The 18517-nt window shown below is 60.2% G+C and carries 19 protein-coding genes; 8 read left to right on the forward strand and 11 right to left on the reverse strand.

Translation table 11 applies throughout. The features are described 5' to 3' along the window. Window positions 1–30 precede the first annotated feature (30 nt). The 8 genes from mdh to sdhC all read right to left on the reverse strand — a co-directional run bounded on the left by mdh (window position 31) and on the right by sdhC (window position 6714). Window positions 31–993 (reverse strand): malate dehydrogenase, encoded by a 963-nt coding sequence (gene mdh / locus GFM02_RS06685; RefSeq protein WP_003543522.1) that lies wholly within the window; start codon window positions 991–993, stop codon window positions 31–33. Window positions 994–1170: 177 nt separating this feature from the next. Continuing rightward, window positions 1171–2334 (reverse strand): cell division protein ZapE, encoded by a 1164-nt coding sequence (gene zapE, locus GFM02_RS06690; protein WP_168321209.1) that lies wholly within the window; start codon window positions 2332–2334, stop codon window positions 1171–1173. 47 nt (window positions 2335–2381) lie between these two features. Next, on the reverse strand, window positions 2382–2897 hold the full coding sequence (locus tag GFM02_RS06695) for a protease inhibitor Inh/omp19 family protein (protein WP_168321210.1): 516 nt from the start codon (window positions 2895–2897) through the stop codon (window positions 2382–2384). 136 nt (window positions 2898–3033) lie between these two features. Continuing rightward, entirely contained in the window at window positions 3034–3276 is a 243-nt protein-coding gene (locus tag GFM02_RS06700) for a hypothetical protein (RefSeq protein ID WP_246792093.1), read from the reverse strand. A 5-nt stretch (window positions 3277–3281) separates the two neighbouring features. Beyond that, window positions 3282–4061, reverse strand: coding sequence for a succinate dehydrogenase iron-sulfur subunit (locus GFM02_RS06705; protein WP_003567268.1), 780 nt, complete (start codon window positions 4059–4061; stop codon window positions 3282–3284). Between the two features lie 18 nt (window positions 4062–4079). Continuing rightward, window positions 4080–5921, reverse strand: a complete 1842-nt coding sequence (gene sdhA, locus GFM02_RS06710) for a succinate dehydrogenase flavoprotein subunit (RefSeq protein WP_168321211.1) — start codon at window positions 5919–5921, stop codon at window positions 4080–4082. 6 nt (window positions 5922–5927) lie between these two features. Beyond that, on the reverse strand, window positions 5928–6308 hold the full coding sequence (sdhD, locus tag GFM02_RS06715) for a succinate dehydrogenase, hydrophobic membrane anchor protein (RefSeq protein ID WP_168321212.1): 381 nt from the start codon (window positions 6306–6308) through the stop codon (window positions 5928–5930). 10 nt (window positions 6309–6318) lie between these two features. Then, the gene (gene sdhC, locus GFM02_RS06720) at window positions 6319–6714 is read right to left on the reverse strand and encodes a succinate dehydrogenase, cytochrome b556 subunit (protein ID WP_007632530.1); all 396 of its coding nucleotides are present in this window, start codon (window positions 6712–6714) and stop codon (window positions 6319–6321) included. 315 nt (window positions 6715–7029) lie between these two features. Between sdhC and GFM02_RS06725 the strand changes: the two genes are divergently transcribed. Further along, on the forward strand, window positions 7030–7521 hold the full coding sequence (locus GFM02_RS06725) for a hypothetical protein (RefSeq protein ID WP_168321213.1): 492 nt from the start codon (window positions 7030–7032) through the stop codon (window positions 7519–7521). A gap of 97 nt (window positions 7522–7618) precedes the next feature. Here GFM02_RS06725 and GFM02_RS06730 read toward each other — a convergent pair whose 3' ends face one another. Next, a complete protein-coding gene (locus tag GFM02_RS06730) occupies window positions 7619–8002 on the reverse strand; it encodes a Rid family hydrolase (RefSeq protein WP_168321382.1) in 384 nt (127 codons plus the stop codon). Window positions 8003–8197: 195 nt separating this feature from the next. On the opposite strand from GFM02_RS06730, the gene GFM02_RS06735 reads away from it, so the two are divergent. Continuing rightward, window positions 8198–10000, forward strand: a complete 1803-nt coding sequence (locus tag GFM02_RS06735; protein ID WP_168321214.1) for an adenine deaminase — start codon at window positions 8198–8200, stop codon at window positions 9998–10000. Between the two features lie 194 nt (window positions 10001–10194). Here the strand turns inward: GFM02_RS06735 and GFM02_RS06740 are convergent, their stop codons facing one another. Together GFM02_RS06740 and GFM02_RS06745 are read right to left on the reverse strand one after the other, a co-directional pair. Continuing rightward, the gene (locus GFM02_RS06740) at window positions 10195–10452 is read right to left on the reverse strand and encodes a CrpP-related protein (RefSeq protein WP_020051988.1); all 258 of its coding nucleotides are present in this window, start codon (window positions 10450–10452) and stop codon (window positions 10195–10197) included. 226 nt (window positions 10453–10678) lie between these two features. Next, window positions 10679–11362, reverse strand: coding sequence for a GntR family transcriptional regulator (locus GFM02_RS06745; protein WP_027666893.1), 684 nt, complete (start codon window positions 11360–11362; stop codon window positions 10679–10681). A 112-nt stretch (window positions 11363–11474) separates the two neighbouring features. Here GFM02_RS06745 and GFM02_RS06750 point away from each other — a divergent pair, with 112 nt between their 5' ends. The 6 genes from GFM02_RS06750 (at window position 11475) to GFM02_RS06775 (ending at window position 18426) form a co-directional block, all read left to right on the forward strand. Then, window positions 11475–12128: a GntR family transcriptional regulator gene (locus tag GFM02_RS06750; protein ID WP_348643953.1), complete on the forward strand. Its 654-nt coding sequence runs from the start codon at window positions 11475–11477 to the stop codon at window positions 12126–12128. 115 nt (window positions 12129–12243) lie between these two features. Further along, window positions 12244–13080 carry an ABC transporter substrate-binding protein gene (locus tag GFM02_RS06755; RefSeq protein ID WP_168321216.1) on the forward strand — a complete coding sequence of 279 codons (837 nt, stop codon included), beginning with the start codon at window positions 12244–12246 and terminating at the stop codon, window positions 13078–13080. A gap of 77 nt (window positions 13081–13157) precedes the next feature. Next, on the forward strand, window positions 13158–13850 hold the full coding sequence (locus GFM02_RS06760; RefSeq protein ID WP_026265491.1) for an amino acid ABC transporter permease: 693 nt from the start codon (window positions 13158–13160) through the stop codon (window positions 13848–13850). A 15-nt stretch (window positions 13851–13865) separates the two neighbouring features. After that, window positions 13866–14756 (forward strand): 4-hydroxy-tetrahydrodipicolinate synthase, encoded by an 891-nt coding sequence (dapA, locus tag GFM02_RS06765; protein ID WP_168321217.1) that lies wholly within the window; start codon window positions 13866–13868, stop codon window positions 14754–14756. After that, window positions 14753–17701: an FAD-dependent oxidoreductase gene (locus GFM02_RS06770; protein ID WP_168321383.1), complete on the forward strand. Its 2949-nt coding sequence runs from the start codon at window positions 14753–14755 to the stop codon at window positions 17699–17701. Before dapA ends, GFM02_RS06770 begins: the two co-directional genes overlap by 4 nt. After that, a complete protein-coding gene (locus GFM02_RS06775) occupies window positions 17698–18426 on the forward strand; it encodes an amino acid ABC transporter ATP-binding protein (RefSeq protein ID WP_168321218.1) in 729 nt (242 codons plus the stop codon). The genes GFM02_RS06770 and GFM02_RS06775 overlap by 4 nt, the downstream gene beginning before the upstream one ends. Window positions 18427–18517: the final 91 nt, after the last annotated feature.

Genomic DNA, 18517 nt, shown 5'->3' on the forward strand with positions numbered 1-18517 from the left:
ATCCCTGTTTCGATTACTTCAGCCCATCGACTACTTGAGGGCAGGCGCGATGTTGATGCAGGCTTCGCAGAGACCGGCGACGGCGCCGACGGACTTGTCGAAGGCTTCCTTCTCGGTCTTGTTGAGATCGATCTCGATGATGCGCTCGACGCCGCCGGCGCCGATGACGGTGGGAACGCCGACATACATGTCCTTGACGCCGTACTGACCGGAGAGGTGGGCCGCACAGGGCAGAACGCGCTTCTTGTCCTTGAGGTAGGATTCGGCCATCTCGATCGCCGAGGCGGCCGGAGCGTAATAGGCAGAGCCGGTCTTCAGCAGGCCGACAATTTCGGCGCCGCCGTCACGGGTGCGCTGGATGATTTCTTCGAGGCGCTCCTTGGTGACCCAGCCCATGGTGACGAGGTCGGTGAGCGGAATGCCGCCAACCGTCGAATAGCGGGCGAGCGGCACCATCGTGTCGCCGTGGCCGCCGAGAACGAAGGCCGTGACGTCCTGGACGGACACGTTGAATTCCTTGGCGAGGAAAAGACGGAAGCGCGAGGAGTCGAGAACGCCGGCCATGCCGACGACCTTGTTGGCGGGGAGGCCGGAAAACTTCTGCAGCGCCCAGACCATGGCGTCGAGCGGATTGGTGATGCAGATCACGAAAGCGTTCGGCGCATACTTCTTGATGCCGGCGCCGACCTGCTCCATGACCTTGAGGTTGATGCCGAGAAGGTCATCGCGGCTCATGCCGGGCTTGCGGGCGACGCCCGCCGTGACGATGCAGACGTCAGCGCCTTCGATCGCGGAATAGTCGCTGGCGCCCGTCAGATTGACGTCGAAGCCTTCGACCGGCGACGATTGGGAAATATCGAGACCCTTGCCCTGGGGAATGCCGTCCGCGATGTCGAAGAGAACGATGTCGCCCAGTTCCTTCAGGCCGGCGAGGTGCGCCAGCGTGCCACCAATCATGCCAGAACCAATGAGTGCGATCTTGTTACGCGCCATTTTCGCTGTTTCCTTTGCGATCAAATTCGTCGAACGGACGCGCAAGGCACCGCCCAATGACGCAATCGCATAGACCCAAAGCCAAAAAATGGCAATCCATTAATTTTGATGCAGCGTTTTCAATCGTTTAGATACAAAAATTCTTACGTAAACGTAAGGTATTCTGTCACCAAATTGTTACTCTGCGGCGCGCTTTTCATGGTGCAGCGCAAGATATTCCGCACTGCGCATCTCGAACAGGCGCGATGCCGTGCGGTCGAATTCGAAGCCCTCGGTGCCCCGGCGGTGCAGCAACAGTTCCTCCGGCATGGCCGCCGCAGAAATGTAAAGCCGCACGGCATGATCGTAGAACGTATCGACCAGAATGATGAAACGTTTGATCTGGTTCCGTTTTTCCGGCCCGAGCAAGGGAATGTGATCGATAAAGACCATATCGAAACGCTCGGCGATGGCCAGGAAGTCGACCGCCCCGAGCGGCTTTTCGCAAAGATCGGCGAAAGAGAACCGCGCCATGCGGTCGACGGCGAGCGGCACATGGATGTGGCGCCCCTTCATCGGAATATCCAACGGCTGCGCCTTGCGCCCATGCAGCGCCTGCGTCCAGGACGCATCCATCGCCATGTCGTTATGGTCGTTGATCGGCACCAGATAGACCGGCTGGCTGCTGAGCCTCTCCATCCGGTAGTCGGTCGGCGAATCCAGGGTGACGACATCGACATGCTGCTTGAGCAAGGCGACGAAGGGCAGGAAGAGGCCGCGATTGAGACCATCTCGGTAGAGATTGTCGGGCTCGACGTTCGAGGTCGCGACCAGCACGCATCCGCGCGCGAAAAGCTCGGAGAACAGCCGCGACAGGATCATCGCATCGGCAATGTCAGTGACCGTGAACTCGTCGAAGCAGAGCAGTTCTGCCTCGTCGTAGAGCGCCGCGGCGACCGGCGGCATCGGATCGGCCTGCTTCGTCTCGCCATTCTTGAGCTTCAGCCGGTGCGCCGCGATGCGGTTATGCACATCCGCCATGAATTCGTGGAAATGCGCCCGGCGTTTCTTCCGGCATGGCGCCATGGCGAAAAACATGTCCATCAGCATGGTCTTGCCGCGCCCGACGCTGCCGTGGATGTAAAGCCCCTTGATGCCGTCGGCGGATTTCTTCTTGGCGGCAAACAGCCAGCCGAGCGCGCTCGATTTTGCCGCCGGCCGCCGCTGCTTCAGACCGGCGAGCACCCGGTCGAGGTTCTTTGCCACATCCATCTGGGCGGAATCGACCTGGAGGGCGCCCGATGCGGTCAGCGCTTTAAGCTGTTCGCAGACGCTGAGCGCATAATCCGGCATTGGTTGCATGAGGGCATATCCGCCTGTCAGTCAACGGCGGAGACCCGCCGGAACATTTACCGGCTGAGACTGATCGACTGGCCTGTGCTCGTCTGTCCCTCAAAGCGGTTGTCGGCCGTCTTGTAGACGCTGCCGAGCTGGTTGCCCGAGCGGTCCTTGAGCAGCACCTGCTTGCCGGCGACCTCCCAGGAGCCCATCGCCGTCAGCTCGCCGACGCAGCCACGCGTTCCGCCGCGCGAACCGCTGCCGAGATTGGTCAGCGTCAGGAACATGTCGCAGCTGCCGTTGACACGCCAGCTTCCGACCATCGATTCCTTGGTGATATCGAGCGCATTCGCGGCCATTGCGCCGGGCTGAGCGCCCGGCATCGGCGCCGTCGTCGTCGGCGCGGCCGGAAACTGCGAGCTGCCGGTCGGCGGCGGAAGCTGCCCGCCCTGCACCGAGGGAACCGGCTGCGCCGTCAACGGCGCCGGGCCGGCACTGGCGTTGGAGCTGTAATCATATGCCGTACGCTGACAACCGGCTAGCGCGAGAGCCACCACCAGACCTGTCATCGCATATCGCAACTGCATCATCATACTCCTGAATTCGGCCATCGCCGTAGAGAAACGGGCGTGAGACAAGTCCGATTATCGTAATTCGCTTTGGTTAATCAAGTCGGGCAGCATAAATTGCCCGTGACAACAACTAACCGAAAAACGATACAGTTCAACTGTCCCGCTGCAAAACTTCCTGCACATAGAATTTGTCAGCAAGGTGTTGCCCGCGTTCATCTCTGTCAGGTTCCCTGTCGAACTCCCGCAATGTCTCGGAATAGCACTTCGGCGAACCCCGCAGAAGGATTGCACCAGCACCGATGCGGAGGCCCTGTTCGCGCACCGAGGTAAGCCTCGACCTGATCGCGGTGACGGCTTCGGGATCGAAGCCGTCGATTCCGCCAGCGGCATGCATGCCGATCAAACCCGGCGCTCGACCATCATCTTCTTGATTTCGGCGATCGCCTTGGCCGGATTGAGGCCCTTCGGGCAGGTCTGCGCGCAGTTCATGATCGTGTGGCAGCGATAGAGACGGAACGGATCCTCGAGATTATCGAGGCGCTCGCCGGTCGCCTCATCCCTGGAATCGATCAGCCAGCGATAGGCCTGCAGCAGAACGGCCGGACCGAGATAACGGTCGCCGTTCCACCAGTAGCTCGGACAGGAGGTCGAGCAGCAGGCGCAGAGGATGCATTCATAGAGGCCGTCGAGCTTCTGCCGGTCCTCGTGGCTCTGCTTCCACTCCTTGGCCGGCGCCGGCGACACCGTCTTCAGCCATGGCTCGATCGAACGGTGCTGGGCATAGAAGTTGGTGAGGTCGGGCACCAGATCCTTGACGACGGGCAGATGCGGCAGCGGATAGATCTTCACCGCACCCTTGATGTCGTCGAGGCCCTTGGTGCAGGCGAGTGTGTTCGTGCCGTCGATATTCATCGCGCAGGAGCCGCAGATGCCCTCGCGACAGGAGCGGCGCAGCGTCAGCGTCGGGTCGATCTTGTTCTTGATATAGAGAAGACCGTCGAGCACCATCGGCCCGCAATCGTCGACATCGATATAGAAGGTATCGATCGACGGGTTCTGACCGTCGTCCGGGCTCCAGCGGTAGACGCGGAATTCGCGGGTGTTCTTGGCACCCGCCGGCTTCGGCCAGACCTTGCCTTCGCGCATCTGAGAATTCTTGGGGAGAGCGAGTTCAACCATGTCCGGTTCCTCTTGAGATCAGTACACGCGAGCCTTCGGCTCGATCTTGTGCGGATCGATGCCTTCGGCAATGAGCTCGGTGTGAACCGGCCGGTAGTCGAGCTTGACGTCGCCGGCCGCGTTGACCCAGGCGAGCGTGTGTTTGCGCCAATTGACGTCGTCGCGGCCGGCGAATGCACCCTCGGTATAGTCTTCGCGTGCATGCGAACCGCGGCTCTCCTTGCGGGCTTCGGCGCCGTAGATCGTCGTGATGGCGTTGGCCATCAGGTTCTGCAGCTCAAGCGTCTCCACGAGGTCGGAGTTCCAGATCATCGAGCGGTCGGTGACCTTGATGTCCTTCATCTCGCCCCAGATTGCCGAGATACGCCGGCAACCGGATTCCAGCGATTCCTGCGTACGGAACACCGCGGCGTCTTCCTGCATGGCGCGCTGCATCTTCTCGCGCAGTTCCGCCGTCGGCGTGCCGCCGCTGGCGTGACGCAGACCGTCGACACGGTCCATGATCTTGTCGCAAGCTGCGACGTCGAGATGCGGGATCGGCGCTGCGCGGTCGATGACCTCGCCGGCGCGGATCGCAGCGGCCCGGCCGAAGACCACGAGGTCGATCAGCGAGTTGGAGCCGAGGCGGTTGGCGCCGTGCACCGAGGCACAGCCGGCTTCGCCCACAGCCATCAGGCCGGGGATGATCCGTTCAGGATTGGCGCCGTCGGCGTTCAGCACTTCGCCCCAATAATTCGTGGGAATGCCGCCCATATTGTAGTGAACGGTCGGCAGAACCGGGATCGGTTCGCGCGTGACGTCGACGCCTGCGAAAATCTTGGCGCTCTCGGAAATCCCCGGCAGGCGTTCATGAAGAACGGCCGGATCGAGATGATCGAGATGCAGGAAAATGTGATCCTTCGCCTTGCCGACACCGCGGCCTTCGCGGATTTCCAGCGTCATGCAGCGCGAAACGACGTCGCGCGAGGCAAGGTCCTTGGCCGAAGGGGCATAACGCTCCATGAAGCGCTCGCCCTCGGAGTTGACGAGGTAACCGCCTTCGCCGCGCGCGCCTTCGGTGATCAGACAGCCCGAACCGTAGATGCCGGTCGGATGGAACTGGACGAATTCCATGTCCTGCAGCGGCAGGCCGGCACGCGCCACCATGCCGCCGCCGTCGCCGGTGCAGGTATGGGCTGATGTTGCCGAGAAATAGGCGCGGCCGTAACCGCCGGTCGCCAGCACCACCATCTTGGCGGCGAAGCGATGGATCGTGCCGTCATCGAGGCACCAGGCAACGACGCCGATGCAGCGGCTGCCGTCTTCCGACATGATCAGATCGAGCGCGAAATACTCGATGAAGAATTCGGCATTGTTGCGCAGCGACTGGCCGTAGAGCGTATGCAGGATGGCGTGGCCGGTACGGTCGGCAACGGCGCAGGTGCGCTGTACCGGCGGGCCTTCGCCGTAATTCTGCATGTGGCCGCCGAACGGGCGCTGATAGATCTTGCCTTCCTCGTTGCGAGAGAACGGCACGCCGTAATGCTCGAGCTCATAGACCGCCTTCGGCGCTTCCATGGTGAGATACTGCATGGCGTCGACGTCGCCGAGCCAGTCGGAACCCTTGACGGTATCGTAGAGGTGCCATTGCCAGCTGTCCGGCGTCATGTTGCGCAGCGAGGCGGCGATGCCGCCCTGGGCAGCGACCGTATGCGAACGGGTCGGGAATACCTTGGTGATGCAGGCCGTGCGGAACCCCTGCTCGGCCATGCCGAGCGTGGCGCGCAGCCCGGCGCCACCGGCGCCGACGACGATTACGTCGTAGGAGTGATCGACATACTTGTAGGCCTTGCCATTCTGGGCGGGTGAAGTCGGTGCCATGTCAGCTTATCCTACGAATGCGATTTTCAGAATGGCGAAGAGACAGAGGCCGGCAATCAGGATCGCAAAGAACGTGTTCAGCATCAGCAGAGCGACCTTGCCGAACTCGCCATGCACGTAATCCTCGATGATGACCTGCATGCCGAGCTTCATGTGGATGACGCTGGAGATCACCATCAGCCCCATGACGACCGCGATGAAGGGGTTCGACAGCGCGCGAACCACGTCCGCATAGGGCGCGCCGGCATAGGCGAGCATGAAGATGACGAAGAACAGGATGAGCGGAACATTGGCGACGGCTGTCAGCCGCTGGCGCCAGAAATGATCCGTGCCGTCCTTGGCGGAGCCGAGCCCGCGAACCTTGCCGAGGGGGGTGCGCATATCCATGAGAGGACCTTCAGAAGCGAATGAGGAAGCCGATCACCCAGACCAGCACGGTCAGACAGAGCGACCCGATGATGTTGGCGATGGCGAGCTTGGTCGAGAATTCTTTCCCGAAGCCATAGCCGAGATCCCACATGAAGTGGCGGAAGCCGCCGAGCATGTGGTGCAGCAGCGCCCAGGTATAGCCGAGAAGCACGAGCTTGCCGAGAAGGCTGCCGAGCACCCAGTTGGCCCAGTCGTAGGAGCCCTGGCCGCTTGCCGCCGCGATCAGCCACCAGGCGACGAGCAGCGTGCCGACGTAGAGCGCGCTACCGGTAATGCGGTGAACGATGGACATGACCATGGTGGGAATAGGTTTGTAAATCTGCAGATGCGGCGATAGGGGCCGGTTATTTGTCACGTTCGCCATCAGAACCTCGCGGCGGCTTCTCTGCGCTCCCGGATTTCGGAGCATGCTCAGTCAACCACACGAATGACAAAATTCTCTGTGTGCGTTGCATCAATTGCGACGTTTAATCACCGGGAACGCCGACGACAAGCACAATCGCTGTCTGCTTTTAATTTAATCGATTCGCGTTACCGGGAAGTTTGCAGGCTAAAGAAACTGGTCTCTTCCGCTCAAATTTTGTGCCGGTTGTCCGACCTGAATGGACAAGCTCCGGCTTTTGGCGCAATCTGGCGTTAACGATTTGTTAGGGATCGGAATTCCGGAGGCCGGCCACCCATGTTTCGCAGTCTGTCCGCAGTCGCCCTGCTTACCCTGTCCGCACTCGCTGCAATTCCGGCCGAAGCCGGCGACCGCCGTCATGATCGCGGCTTTTCCGACCACCGCCACGCTTTTCATGGCGGACTGCTTCTCGGCGAACGTGTGAACTGGCGCAATCGCGGCATCCGTTTCGACAACGCCTATCGATCTCGGAACCGCAAAGAACGGATGCCGTTCCTGAAACATTTTTCCTCGCCGGCGACCAACCGCGTCACCCGCAACAATATCGTTGTCGTCGTACCCCAGGCGCAGCGCGACGTCGGCGACACCTATGCCGGTACGTCCTACGTCTATCAGGCCGATGGCGGAACCTATGTCGGCGGCGACGGCTATGGCTTCTATCCCCGCGCACGGCATGAGCCGCTGGCCCCGAAAGCGAAAGTCATCGATATTGCAGTGCAGGACGATCCCTGTGCCTATGAGGCCAATGTCTGCGTCATCCGGCCTTAGAGCATGTCGCGCAAAAGTGTGCCGCGGTTTCGCGACAACGACATGCGTAAAACAAAGGCCTAAAGCGCGAGGAGCGAATCTGAAAGATCGCGACGCTTTAGAGCATGATGACGAACGCAGGCGGCTCAAATGTGCCGGCCCCACTCTTTCGCGACGCTGCTATGTCAATACGGATGGCGCACATCGGCGGGAGATTCTTGTCCTCAAACGTCGCCCGCCGTGGCGTTCCACTATCCGGCATCCAAGCATCCCAGGCTCTGTTCATTTCCTCGAATGAGGCAAGGTCCCTGAGCCAGATGTTGGCGAGAATGATCTCTGACTTGTCGGCACCTTCGCGCAGCAGCATGTCGTCGATGCGCTCCAGTATTTCGTTGGTTTGCGCCGTCACGCTCGCTCCCCTCGTGAGGTTTGCGACCTGGCCGGGCAGATAGGTGGCAGCCGCAGTCGGAACGGCGTTGGCCGATCTTGCCGCCGCGACGATGGTGTATGAAGCCGCCTCGATCGCCGGCTGACGCCTTCTGACCCGGGCGATCGCGAATGATCGGAACGCGCCTGTTGCCCTGCTCCACTAGTCCTGGACCTGCGCTAGAAACGAGAACCATTCGTGCTTCCCTCCCCTGACGGCGTTCCCTACAATCTCGGCCTGTCCTCCCCGAGCCCTGGAAATGAGGTTTACATGAGCACGCTTACCCGCTTCTCCGTTCAGCCGCTCTCGACCATGACCCGCCATCTTGCGGATGTCGCCTCCGCTCGTCGCGAACCCGACCTGGTTATCCAGGGCGCACGCGTCTTGTCCACCTATTCGGAGCGCCTTCTCGACGGACGCGAAGTCTGGGTTTCGGGGGGCCGCATTGCAGCCGTGAAGCCGGCCGGCAGCTACAGAGGCGGGAGCGCCAAGCTCTACGACGCAAGGGGCGGCATCATCGCCCCGGGCCTGGTCGATCCGCATATCCATATCGAATCCTCGATGGTGACGGCCTGCGCCTATGCGGAAGCGGCGCTCCTCAACGGCACGACGACGATCTTCTGCGACAGCCACGAGATCGGCAATGTCATGGACGTCGCCGGCGTCGAGGCCATGCTCGAGGATGCACGGCAGGCGCCGCTGTCGATCTTCCTGACCGTGCCGAGCACCGTGCCGGCGACGACGCCGGATCTGGAAACAGCCGGCGGCGACCTGACGCCGGACAAGATCGCCGCCCTGTTCGACAAATGGCCGGAAGCCGTGGCTCTCGGTGAGAAAATGGATTTTGTCCCCGTTGCGATGGGCGACGAGCGCAGCCATGCGATCCTGGCTGCAGCACTCGGGCGTGGTAGGCCGGTGTCGGGCCATGTCTACGGACGAGAGTTCGTTGCCGCCTATGCCGCATCCGGCGTTACCGACACGCATGAAGCCATCGACCGCGACATTGCCGACGACCTGCTGGAAGCCGGCGTGTGGATCTTCCTGCGCGGCGGCCCGCCGACGACACCCTGGCATTCGCTGCCGCAGGCGATCAAGACGATCACCGAGCTCGGCGCTTCCCACAAGCGCGTCGCCGTCTGCACCGACGACCGTGACGCGGAAGATCTGCTCGCCTTCGGCCTGGACTGGGTAACGCGCGAAGCCGTGAAATACGGCATGAGGCCGGAAGAGGCCTGGGCGATGGGTTCGCTGCACGGCGCGACGCGGTTCGGCATGGAGGGCGAAATCGGCGGTCTGGGCGGCGGGCGCCGCGCCGACCTGGTGCTTCTCAGCGACGACCTTACGCCGATCAGCACCTGGTATGGCGGCGAGCTCGTCGTCGACGGCAAGAAGATCACGCCGATCCTCGACGAAGCCCTGTCGAAACCGTACCGCTATCCGGATGCCGCCTACCACACGGTCAGGCTGCCGAAAAATCTCAAGCTGACACCGGACCTGCCGACGGAGACGGTCGTCGCGCATGCGATCAAGACGGAGCTGCCTGGCATTACCCTCGGCCATGTCATCGTCGCGCTGGAACCGGCCAATGACTGGCAAGCCCATTTCGACAAGCACGACCTCTGCTTCGTGACGGTGGTGGAACGTCACGGCAAGTCTGCCGGCAATGTCGCCCACGGACTGCTCAACGGCTTCGGGCTCAGACAAGGCGCGGTCGCATCCTCGGTCGGCCACGACAGCCACAACATCATCGTCGCCGGCACGAATGCCGCGGACATGCAGGTGGCGCTCGACGCGATCGAGGAAAGGCAGGGTGGCGTCTGTGTCGTCATGGACGGCAAGGTGACGGCCATGGTGCCACTGCCGGTCGCCGGGCTTTTGTCCGACAAACGCGTGCACCAGGTCGCGGACGAGGTAAAGGCATTGAAGCTCGAATGGGAAAAGGCAGGCTGCACCATCGCCTATATGGGCTTCAACCTTATCCCGCTATCAGTCATCCCGGAAATCCGGATAACCGACAAGGGCCTGGTGCTGGTGCCGGAAATGGTGATCTCGCCGCTCTTCGAAAAGGCCTGAAAGCTGGCAATCCGATGGTGAAAGAGGTGCCGATCCTTCGCCGTGACGGGCAAGAAAACCGAATTTGTCGCTAGAGCAATTCCAGGAAAAGTGCGAAGCGGTTTTCCGTCCGGAATGCGTAAAAGCAAAAGGATAGAGCGGTTCTGCGCTTCCGTTAAAAGCTGAACCGCTCTAACAAACCACGATCAATAACGTTAGGCATCGAGCGCACGTTGTTTGGCAGTCGAGATCAGCTCCTTGAAGTGCGCAGCAATTCTATCTTCGCGGCTAGCGTCCTCCGCTTCCCAACCGAACTTCCACGCGTCGTGACGCGCAAGCCAATCGCCGAGGGCGCTGGTATCACCAGTAGGCATCCTATGGGCGGCGAGGTATGGGTTTTCGTGAGCCTTCAGGCCGAGCACCCGCGCCCTTGAGCCTGCTTCCTGCAGATCGATCAGCTCTTCAATCGTCATACGCGATCCCCCACGATGTGGGCGACGGTAGCATCGCAGTCCGCGCATGCAAGTGAATGCTAATTAATGGGTTAATTTGGGACAGTTGCGTGACAAGCGGCGCAGCAGCCGCGTCCCAATGACCATGCCCCAGAATAGCCTGCTGCCACCACGGGCCGGTGTCGCCCGCCGCCTCCACCCGCATCCAACTCGTCTTGCCGTGACACACAAAAATGCAACTGCAATACTAGAGGTCAGCGACTTGTAGATGCATTCGCGTAAATGCGATGAGGCTTTCGATGTGTTGGGCGACAGCTCGGCGCGTTTCCTCAACATCGCCCCGGTCGATCGCCTCGATGATAACGAGGTGCTCCGTGGAGTCCGGCTTCAGGCGATCTTTCAGGCGGTCGATTTCGAAGAGACGCGTGGTCGCCCGAAGCTCCCGCAGTACCTTTGCCATGACCGCGTTGCCGCAATGATCAATGATCATATTATGGAGATTGTCGTCCGAGAACCAGTGCGCGTCTGTGTGATACGCCGTCGCATCCAAAAGGTCGTGGATTTCCTGCCGGACACTGATCAAAAGCCGCCGCGGAATGGCGTTGATCGACAATACCGCCGCTTCAGGTTCGATCAGCAACCTCAGTTTCAAGCTTTGAAGATACTCGCCGACATCCACCTGTCGCACGACGTAGTTTCGGCCATCGCCCTTGCGAACCAAGCCTTCGCCCTCTAACCTCTGCAGCGCTTCGCGCAGCGGTGTCCTCGAAATCCCGAGTGTCTCGGCAAGCCTTGCCTCAACGATGACATGCCCGCCTTTCAGCCGGCGATGCCGGATCATGTCGGACACGGCCTTGTAGGTCAGCGATGCAAGATTATGCTGCCCTTTCTCCGCAATTTTCCGACCCGGGGCCGCCAAGGCGTCTGTCACCGTTTGCTACTTCCTTGCTCTTTAATGCCTTGGCCGCTCGACGCGGCATCGTGCTTTCCTTACGCGATCACTTGTTACATATGATAGCCGATTTGGAAAAGGACTGGAACGAGTGCAGATGGACGATGGTCTGAATGAAGTTGGCGACTCCAGCCTTGCTGACGAAACCTACCGTTCCCTGCTGGCCGATATTCTATCAGCCAGGCTCGCGGGGGGATCGGTCGTCCAGCAACGCCGCCTGGCGACGAAACATGCTGTTTCGCGTTCTCCCATGCGTCACGCGCTGGGACGTCTCGAAGGAGAGGGACTACTTGTCAGAAACGAAAAAGGCGTTCTCTCGGTCAGGGTCATCAGTCTCAAGGATTACCTTGACAGTCTCACCATGAGGATGCTGCTCGAACCAACTGCGGCTGCGCTCGCCAGCCCCCATGTTTCGCGACTTGAACTGGACCCTTTGACAGGGATGCTGGACGAGATCGAGGCCGACCCCGAACCTGACCCAGAGGTGGTCTGGGCGTTTGACGATGCGCTTCACAACTATATCGCAAGCGAGAGCCGCAACCCCTTTATGGCAACCACTATCGGGGAGATGCGACGCTACACAACGATCTTCGAGCGGCAGCTGCCTGTCGTGCGCGCGAAGCCGGGCGTGCGGGAACATCGAGCGATCCTGCTTGCCTTAGCCTCCAACGATGCCGAGGCGGCTCGCCGAGCCATGGCCGGTCATCTCGAAGTCGTCCGTCAGGGCGTGCTTGCGAACTACTGAATCGATGAGTTGAGAATGCACTTGCATCTACGGTGGACTTTTGTATAAAAGTGGGATCCCACTTGAATGCACGGTCGGGATCCAACGATAAAGAACCGAACTCCAGAGGCTCTCCATGCTCCGTTCACACTTCTCTCGCAGCGTTCTTGCCGCGTCCTTCCTGTCGGTCACAGCGTCTTTTGCCTTCGCTCAATCCTGCGAACCCAAAGTGGCGGCAGGCGAGTTGATCACGCCCGGCACGCTCGTCATGTCGACCAATCCAACGCTTCCTCCGCTCCAGTTCATCGACTCCACGGGCGATCTGAAGGGCATGCGCATCGACCTCGGCAAAGAGATCGCCAAGCGCCTTTGCCTCGAGCCCGAATATGTCCGCATCGAATTCTCCGCGATGGTTCCGGGTCTGCAAGCTGGCCGCTGGGACATGATCAATACGGGCATTTTCTTCACCGAGGAACGTGCCAAGATCATGCAGATGATCCCCTATGAAGATCAGGCCATCAGCATCTCCGTGGCGCCGGATTCGAAGAAAAACGTCGCCGCAAAAGATGATCTGGCCGGCATGACGATCGGTGTCGAAATTGGTGGTTTCGAGGAAACAAAGACCCGCCATCTCGATAAGGAACTGCGTGACGCGGGCAAAGAAGGCCTGACCATCCAGACGTTCGATAATTTCGCCTTGGCCTTCCAGGCTCTGCGGGCAGGCCAGGTGCAGGGTGTCGTGTCGATCGACGCGGTTGCCAAGGAGTACGATTCTCGCGGGGACTTCAAACGGGCAATCAGCGGCCTCTACCCCGCTCCGGTTTCTGTCGCATTCAAAAGCCCGGCTTTGGCTGATGCCGTGTCTGCGACGTTGAAAGACATGAAGACGGATGGATCTTTAAAGGCGCTCTTTGACAAATACGGTCTGCCGATGGTCGCGGGTGACTATTCGGTCAAAGGCCCCGGCCGCTGAACTGATTTCGAAGATCGTTTAGAGATGAGGCGGGGCGCGACCACGTCGCGCCAAACCTCTTGCAGAAAGTCGTCTTCATGTCGCTTTGGAACTGGTCTGGCTTCTTCGGTTACCTGTTCAACCCCTTTATACTTGGCGGGGTGTTCACAACTGTCTGGCTCACCGTCGTCTCGTTGGTGGCGGGGCTTATTCTCGGCTTTGCCCTTGCATTGATGCGGCGATCGTCCCGACGAGTGCCATACTACATTGCCAAGGCGTATATCTGGCTTTTTCGTGGCACGCCGCTTCTTGTACAGTTGATTGCGATCTACACGGCGCTTCCGCTGTTCGGCATCAAGTTCACCGTCATAGAGGCGGCGTTGCTCGGATTGGCTCTCAACGAGGCGGCTTATCTCGCTGAGATCATTCGTGCCGGTATCGAAGCCGTGCCGGAAGGCCAGACCAGGGCCGCTCGCGCGCTCGGGATGACGGAACGTCAGATCATGCGCTATATCGTCATGCCGCAAGCCTTCAAAGTTATCGTTCCGCCTCTCGGCAATTCGGTGAACGGTCTCTTGAAAACGACCTCCGTCACCTCTGTCATCTCGGTCGAAGAACTCCTTCGCCGGACCCAGGTTCTCATCCAGGAGCGGTTCATGGTGCTCGAACTGTTTGCGGTCGCGGCGATTTATTACCTCCTCCTCACAACACTCTGGGACTTCTTCCAGAGCCATATCGAAAAGCGTCTCGGTCAAGCCGGATCTCGGCTTTCCATTAACGAGAAGCGCTAGAACCAGGATTTTCAAATGCAGAAGACGTTCCGCGGTGTCTACACCGTGATGATTACTCCCTTGGATCCCAGCGGCGCGGTTGATCTGAAGGGGCTGGCTGCCTTTACCGACTGGCAGGTCAAGGAAGGTATCCATGGCCTGATCCCTCTTGGATCGACCGGTGAGTTTCTGTCGCTCAGCGAGGAAGAGCGCGATGGTGTGGCGAGGACCGTCATCGAAACCGTCGCGGGACGGGTGCCTGTTCTGATCGGCACGGGAGCGGAAGATACGCGGGAGTCCGTTCGCCTTAGCGTCAAGGCCGAGGCAATGGGAGCTGACGGTGTCATGATTATTCCGCCGTTCTATTCCACCCCAACGGATGACGAACTCGTTCACCACTACAAGAGCATTGCGTCTGCCGTGGGCATCCCGATTATGGTCTACAACAATCCCGCGACCGCAAACGTCGACCTGACGCCGGAGTTGGTCAAGCGCATCGCCGAAATCGACGGCTGCGACTATATCAAGGAGTCCACCCTCGAAGTGACGCGCGTGCGCGATATCATCCGGCTGGCCGGCGACGATATGACGGTGTTCGGGGGCATACTCGGGTTCGAGTCTTTCGTTATGGGTGCGCAGGGCTGGGTGGCTGTGGCTTCAAATGTTGCCCCAGGACCGATGGCGCGGATCTTCGAACTTGTCGCAAATGAGAAAAAGTTCGATGCGGCAAGAGAGCTTTACCTCAAATGGCTGCCTGTCATTCAAGCGGTCGGGGGCCAGGCCTATGTCGCAGGAACGAAGTCACTGCTGACCCATATGGGATTTGGCGCAGGCCTGCCGCGTCCGCCGCGCCTGCCGTTGCCACCCGCGCAAGACGCCGCGATGAAGAGGCTGGTGGCCGATTTCGGTCTGACGTTCGGCGCCTGAGGAACTCCATGATGCCCGTCGCTTCCATAAACCAGAGTTTGAGGCCCGACGATGCGCGGGTCAGGCTCTCGGTCGACGGTCTGCAGATATTTGCCGAAAAGGGCATGTCTGTTGCGGCCGCCATCGAGGCGACGGGGCGGCATGAATTTTCCCGAGGCATCAAAGGCGACGGCCGTGGCCTCTTCTGCGGAATGGGTGTCTGTCACGACTGTCTCGTGACGATCGACGGAAAAGTCAGCCAGCGGGCCTGCATGACCACTGTCGACAATGACATGCGGGTCCTGCGCCCTGCTGCGCGGCCAGATCTTGCCACTGGTCAGATTGCCGATCTCTGCGGTTTGCCGCAGTCCTTGACGACAAGGACGATGGACGTTCTCATCGTCGGAGCGGGGCCCGCGGGGCTTGCCGCAGCGCAGGTCCTTGCTGCGGCCGGCGCCAAGGTGACTGTCATTGATGAACGGCCGTCTGCCGGCGGGCAGTATTTCAAACAACCCTCGACACGGAGCGCCGCCGAGCAATTGAGTGGCGACGAGCAGGCTTTATCCGGCGCAGCGCTTATAGGGGAAGTGCGCGACCATGGCGTGACATTTCTAACCGCTACACTGGTGTGGGGTGCCGCACGTGACGACGACGGTTCGCTCATTATCGCCTGCTATGGATCCGGCCATGCGTTCTACTGCAAGCCGAAAATACTGATCATCGCGACGGGGGCCTACGAACGCCCTACACCGGTGCGGGGTTGGACACTTCCTGGTGTGATGACAACAGGGGCCGCCCAGACGTTGCTGAGGAGCTACGGAACCGTGCCCGGCCGAAGGATCATTGTCGCCGGAAACGGTCCTTTGAATATGCAGGTCGCAAACGAACTTCGAAAGGCAGGAGCCCCCATAGTCGCCCTGCTGGAAGCAGCACCGCCACCCTGGTCTCGCCCCGCAGCAGCTCTCGGCCTTCTGACAACGGATCCCGCCCTCGCCCGCCACGGATTGCGGCAGATATCATCGCTTAGGTCCGCGGGCGTCAAGATAGGCTGGAATAGCGTGCTCACCTCGATCAACGGTTCGCAGCGTGTGGAGAGCGTCACGTTCGCCGGACCAAGCGGCGAGACCAATCTCGATGCTGACACTGTCCTTATCGGCGGCAATTTCACATCCTCCAATGAACTGTCCCGACTACTCGGGTGCGGCCATGAGGTCGTCGACGGCGATCTGCGGGCAGTGCGAGATCTCGACGGTCAGACAACGTGTGCAAACGTGCATATTGTCGGTGAAGCGGCGCGTTTCGGCGGCGCGCATGTTGCAATGGCAGAAGGGCAGATCGCCGCCGCCGCGATTGCGCGAAAACTGGGCCTCCTTGTCCAAACCGACGAAAGCGCAGTGAAGAGGCTTGCCCGCCATAGACGGTTTCAAGAGGCGCTTTGGCAGGTCTTTGCGCCGAAGGACGATGCAAAGACAAAGACGGCAATTCAGCCAGATGATGCATTGATCTGCCGTTGCGAAGGGGTGACTTACGGTGTCTTGAGGACGCTCAGCGCAGATAGTGCGCAGGACGTATCGACATTAAAGCGCCTGTCGCGTGCCGGCATGGGGCGATGTCAGAGCCGCTACTGCGGCAAAGCGATCGCTGATGTCGTGAAAGAACGGCACCTCACGGGCGAAACAAGCGGTTTTCTGGCTCCGCAAATGCCACTTCGCCCTATTCCGCTGGCGGCGCTTGCGGTCGAAAAGCCGGAATGGGGTGGCCACAAGCGCGCGCTTTTGCCGGAAAAACGCCCATTGGCGAGCCCTCAAGCTTTGCCGGTGAAAGAAACGTCCACGTTGGTAATCGGCGCCGGCATTGCAGGCCTTTCGACGGCGCTCTTCCTTGCCCGGGAAGGCGAGGACGTTGTGGTAGTGGAGCGTGCTTTTGCGAACTCGCTGGCATCAGGGGGGAATGCAGGAAGTCTTCATGCCCAGTTGCTTTCCTTCGACCATGGTGCCCGTGCCGAAGGTGGCGGCGGAGCTGCCGCTCAAACACTTCCCCTCCAGCGTGATTCAATCGCTCTTTGGGCCGCGCTGCAAAGCGAGCTCGGACAGGATTTCGAGATGAAGGTCACGGGCGGCCTCATGGTGGCCGAAACCGATGACCACATGCGTTTTCTGGCGGAAAAGGTCGGGGTGGAGCGCGCGGCCGGGATCGATTGCCGCTTGATCGGGCAAGAGGAATTGCGCTCCCTGGAGCCTGCTCTGTCTTCTCACTTCGTCGGTGCTGCCTACTGCTCCCAGGAGGGCAAGATCAATCCTCTCGTCGCTACGCAATATATAATGGAGGCGGCACGGCGAGACGGCGCTCAAGTCTTCGAAAATTGCGAGGTCACCGGAATAAGGACCTCGGACGACGGGTTCGAGGTCAAGACATCGAGGGGCATATTGCGGGCAAAACGGATCGTCAATGCAGCCGGAGCCTTCGCTTCAAAGATCGGCGCGATGCTCGGTATCGACGTGCCCGTATTCGGTGCTCCGCTGCAGATGGTGGTTACCGAGGCCGCCGCACCTTTGATTTCGTGTCTCGTCGCCCATGCCGACCGCCATTTGACCCTGAAGCAGGCGGCAAACGGCAACTTCATCATCGGCGGCGGCTGGACCGCAGGCCTCGATCCGGTCCATCAACATCCGCGCCCGCTCCTGTCGAGCCTTGAGGGGAACCTTTGGGTTGCCCAGCACGTCGTTCCCGCTCTGCGCAAACTTCACGTCATCCGAAGCTGGGCAGCGATGAACATCAACATCGACGGTGCGCCGATCCTCGGCGAATACCCGTCAATGCCCGGGTTCTTCAACGCCGTCACTTCAAACGGCTATACGCTCGGCCCGATCGTCGGCCAGTTAACATCTCGGCTCGTTCTCGGTCGCGAGACCGATAGAGCCTTGCAACCCTTTTCCATCTCGCGTTTCCAGAAAGGCCGGGCATGATTGAGATCACTGGCGTTACCAAATATTACGGTCAGTTCGCTGTCCTTAAGAACTGCTCGGTAAACGTCGAGCGCGGTGAGGTCGTGGTTGTCTGCGGTCCCTCGGGGTCGGGCAAATCGACGTTGATCAAATGCGTCAACGGGCTCGAGCCGTTTCAGAAAGGTTCGATCCGGGTGCATGGTATCGAAGTCGGCGACCCGAAGACCGATCTGCCGAACCTTCGCACACGGGTAGGGATGGTCTTCCAGAACTTCGAATTGTTTCCGCATCTGACGATCATCGACAATATCATGCTGGCGCAGAAGATTGTCATTGGCCGCAGCGAAACGGCAGCCCACGCGAAGGCCATGGCGCTTCTTGATCGCGTCGGGCTGACGGACCACGCGAAAAAATATCCAAGCCAACTCTCCGGCGGGCAGCAGCAGCGCGTGGCGATCGCGCGGGCGCTGGCGATGGATCCGCTCGCCATGCTCTTCGACGAGCCGACATCCGCGCTTGATCCGGAAATGATTTCCGAAGTGCTCGACGTCATGACCGGATTGGCAAAGGACGGCATGACGATGATGGTCGTCACCCATGAGATGGGATTTGCCCGCCGAGTGGCGACGCGCGTGATTTTCATCGATCAGGGCGAGATCGTCGAGGATCGTCCGAGCGAGGAGTTTTTCGCGGGCAAACACAACCCACGAACCGAAGCTTTCCTTGGCAAAATCCTGCAACACTGAAGGTCAGGCTTGTGAGCAACTGCGATCTCATCATTCAGAACGGCACGGTGGCGACTGGCATTAAAGACGGCCGATAACGACAATTGTCGCC

The organism is Rhizobium leguminosarum bv. viciae (genome assembly GCF_012276115.1).
GTDB lineage: Bacteria > Pseudomonadota > Alphaproteobacteria > Rhizobiales > Rhizobiaceae > Rhizobium > Rhizobium leguminosarum_T.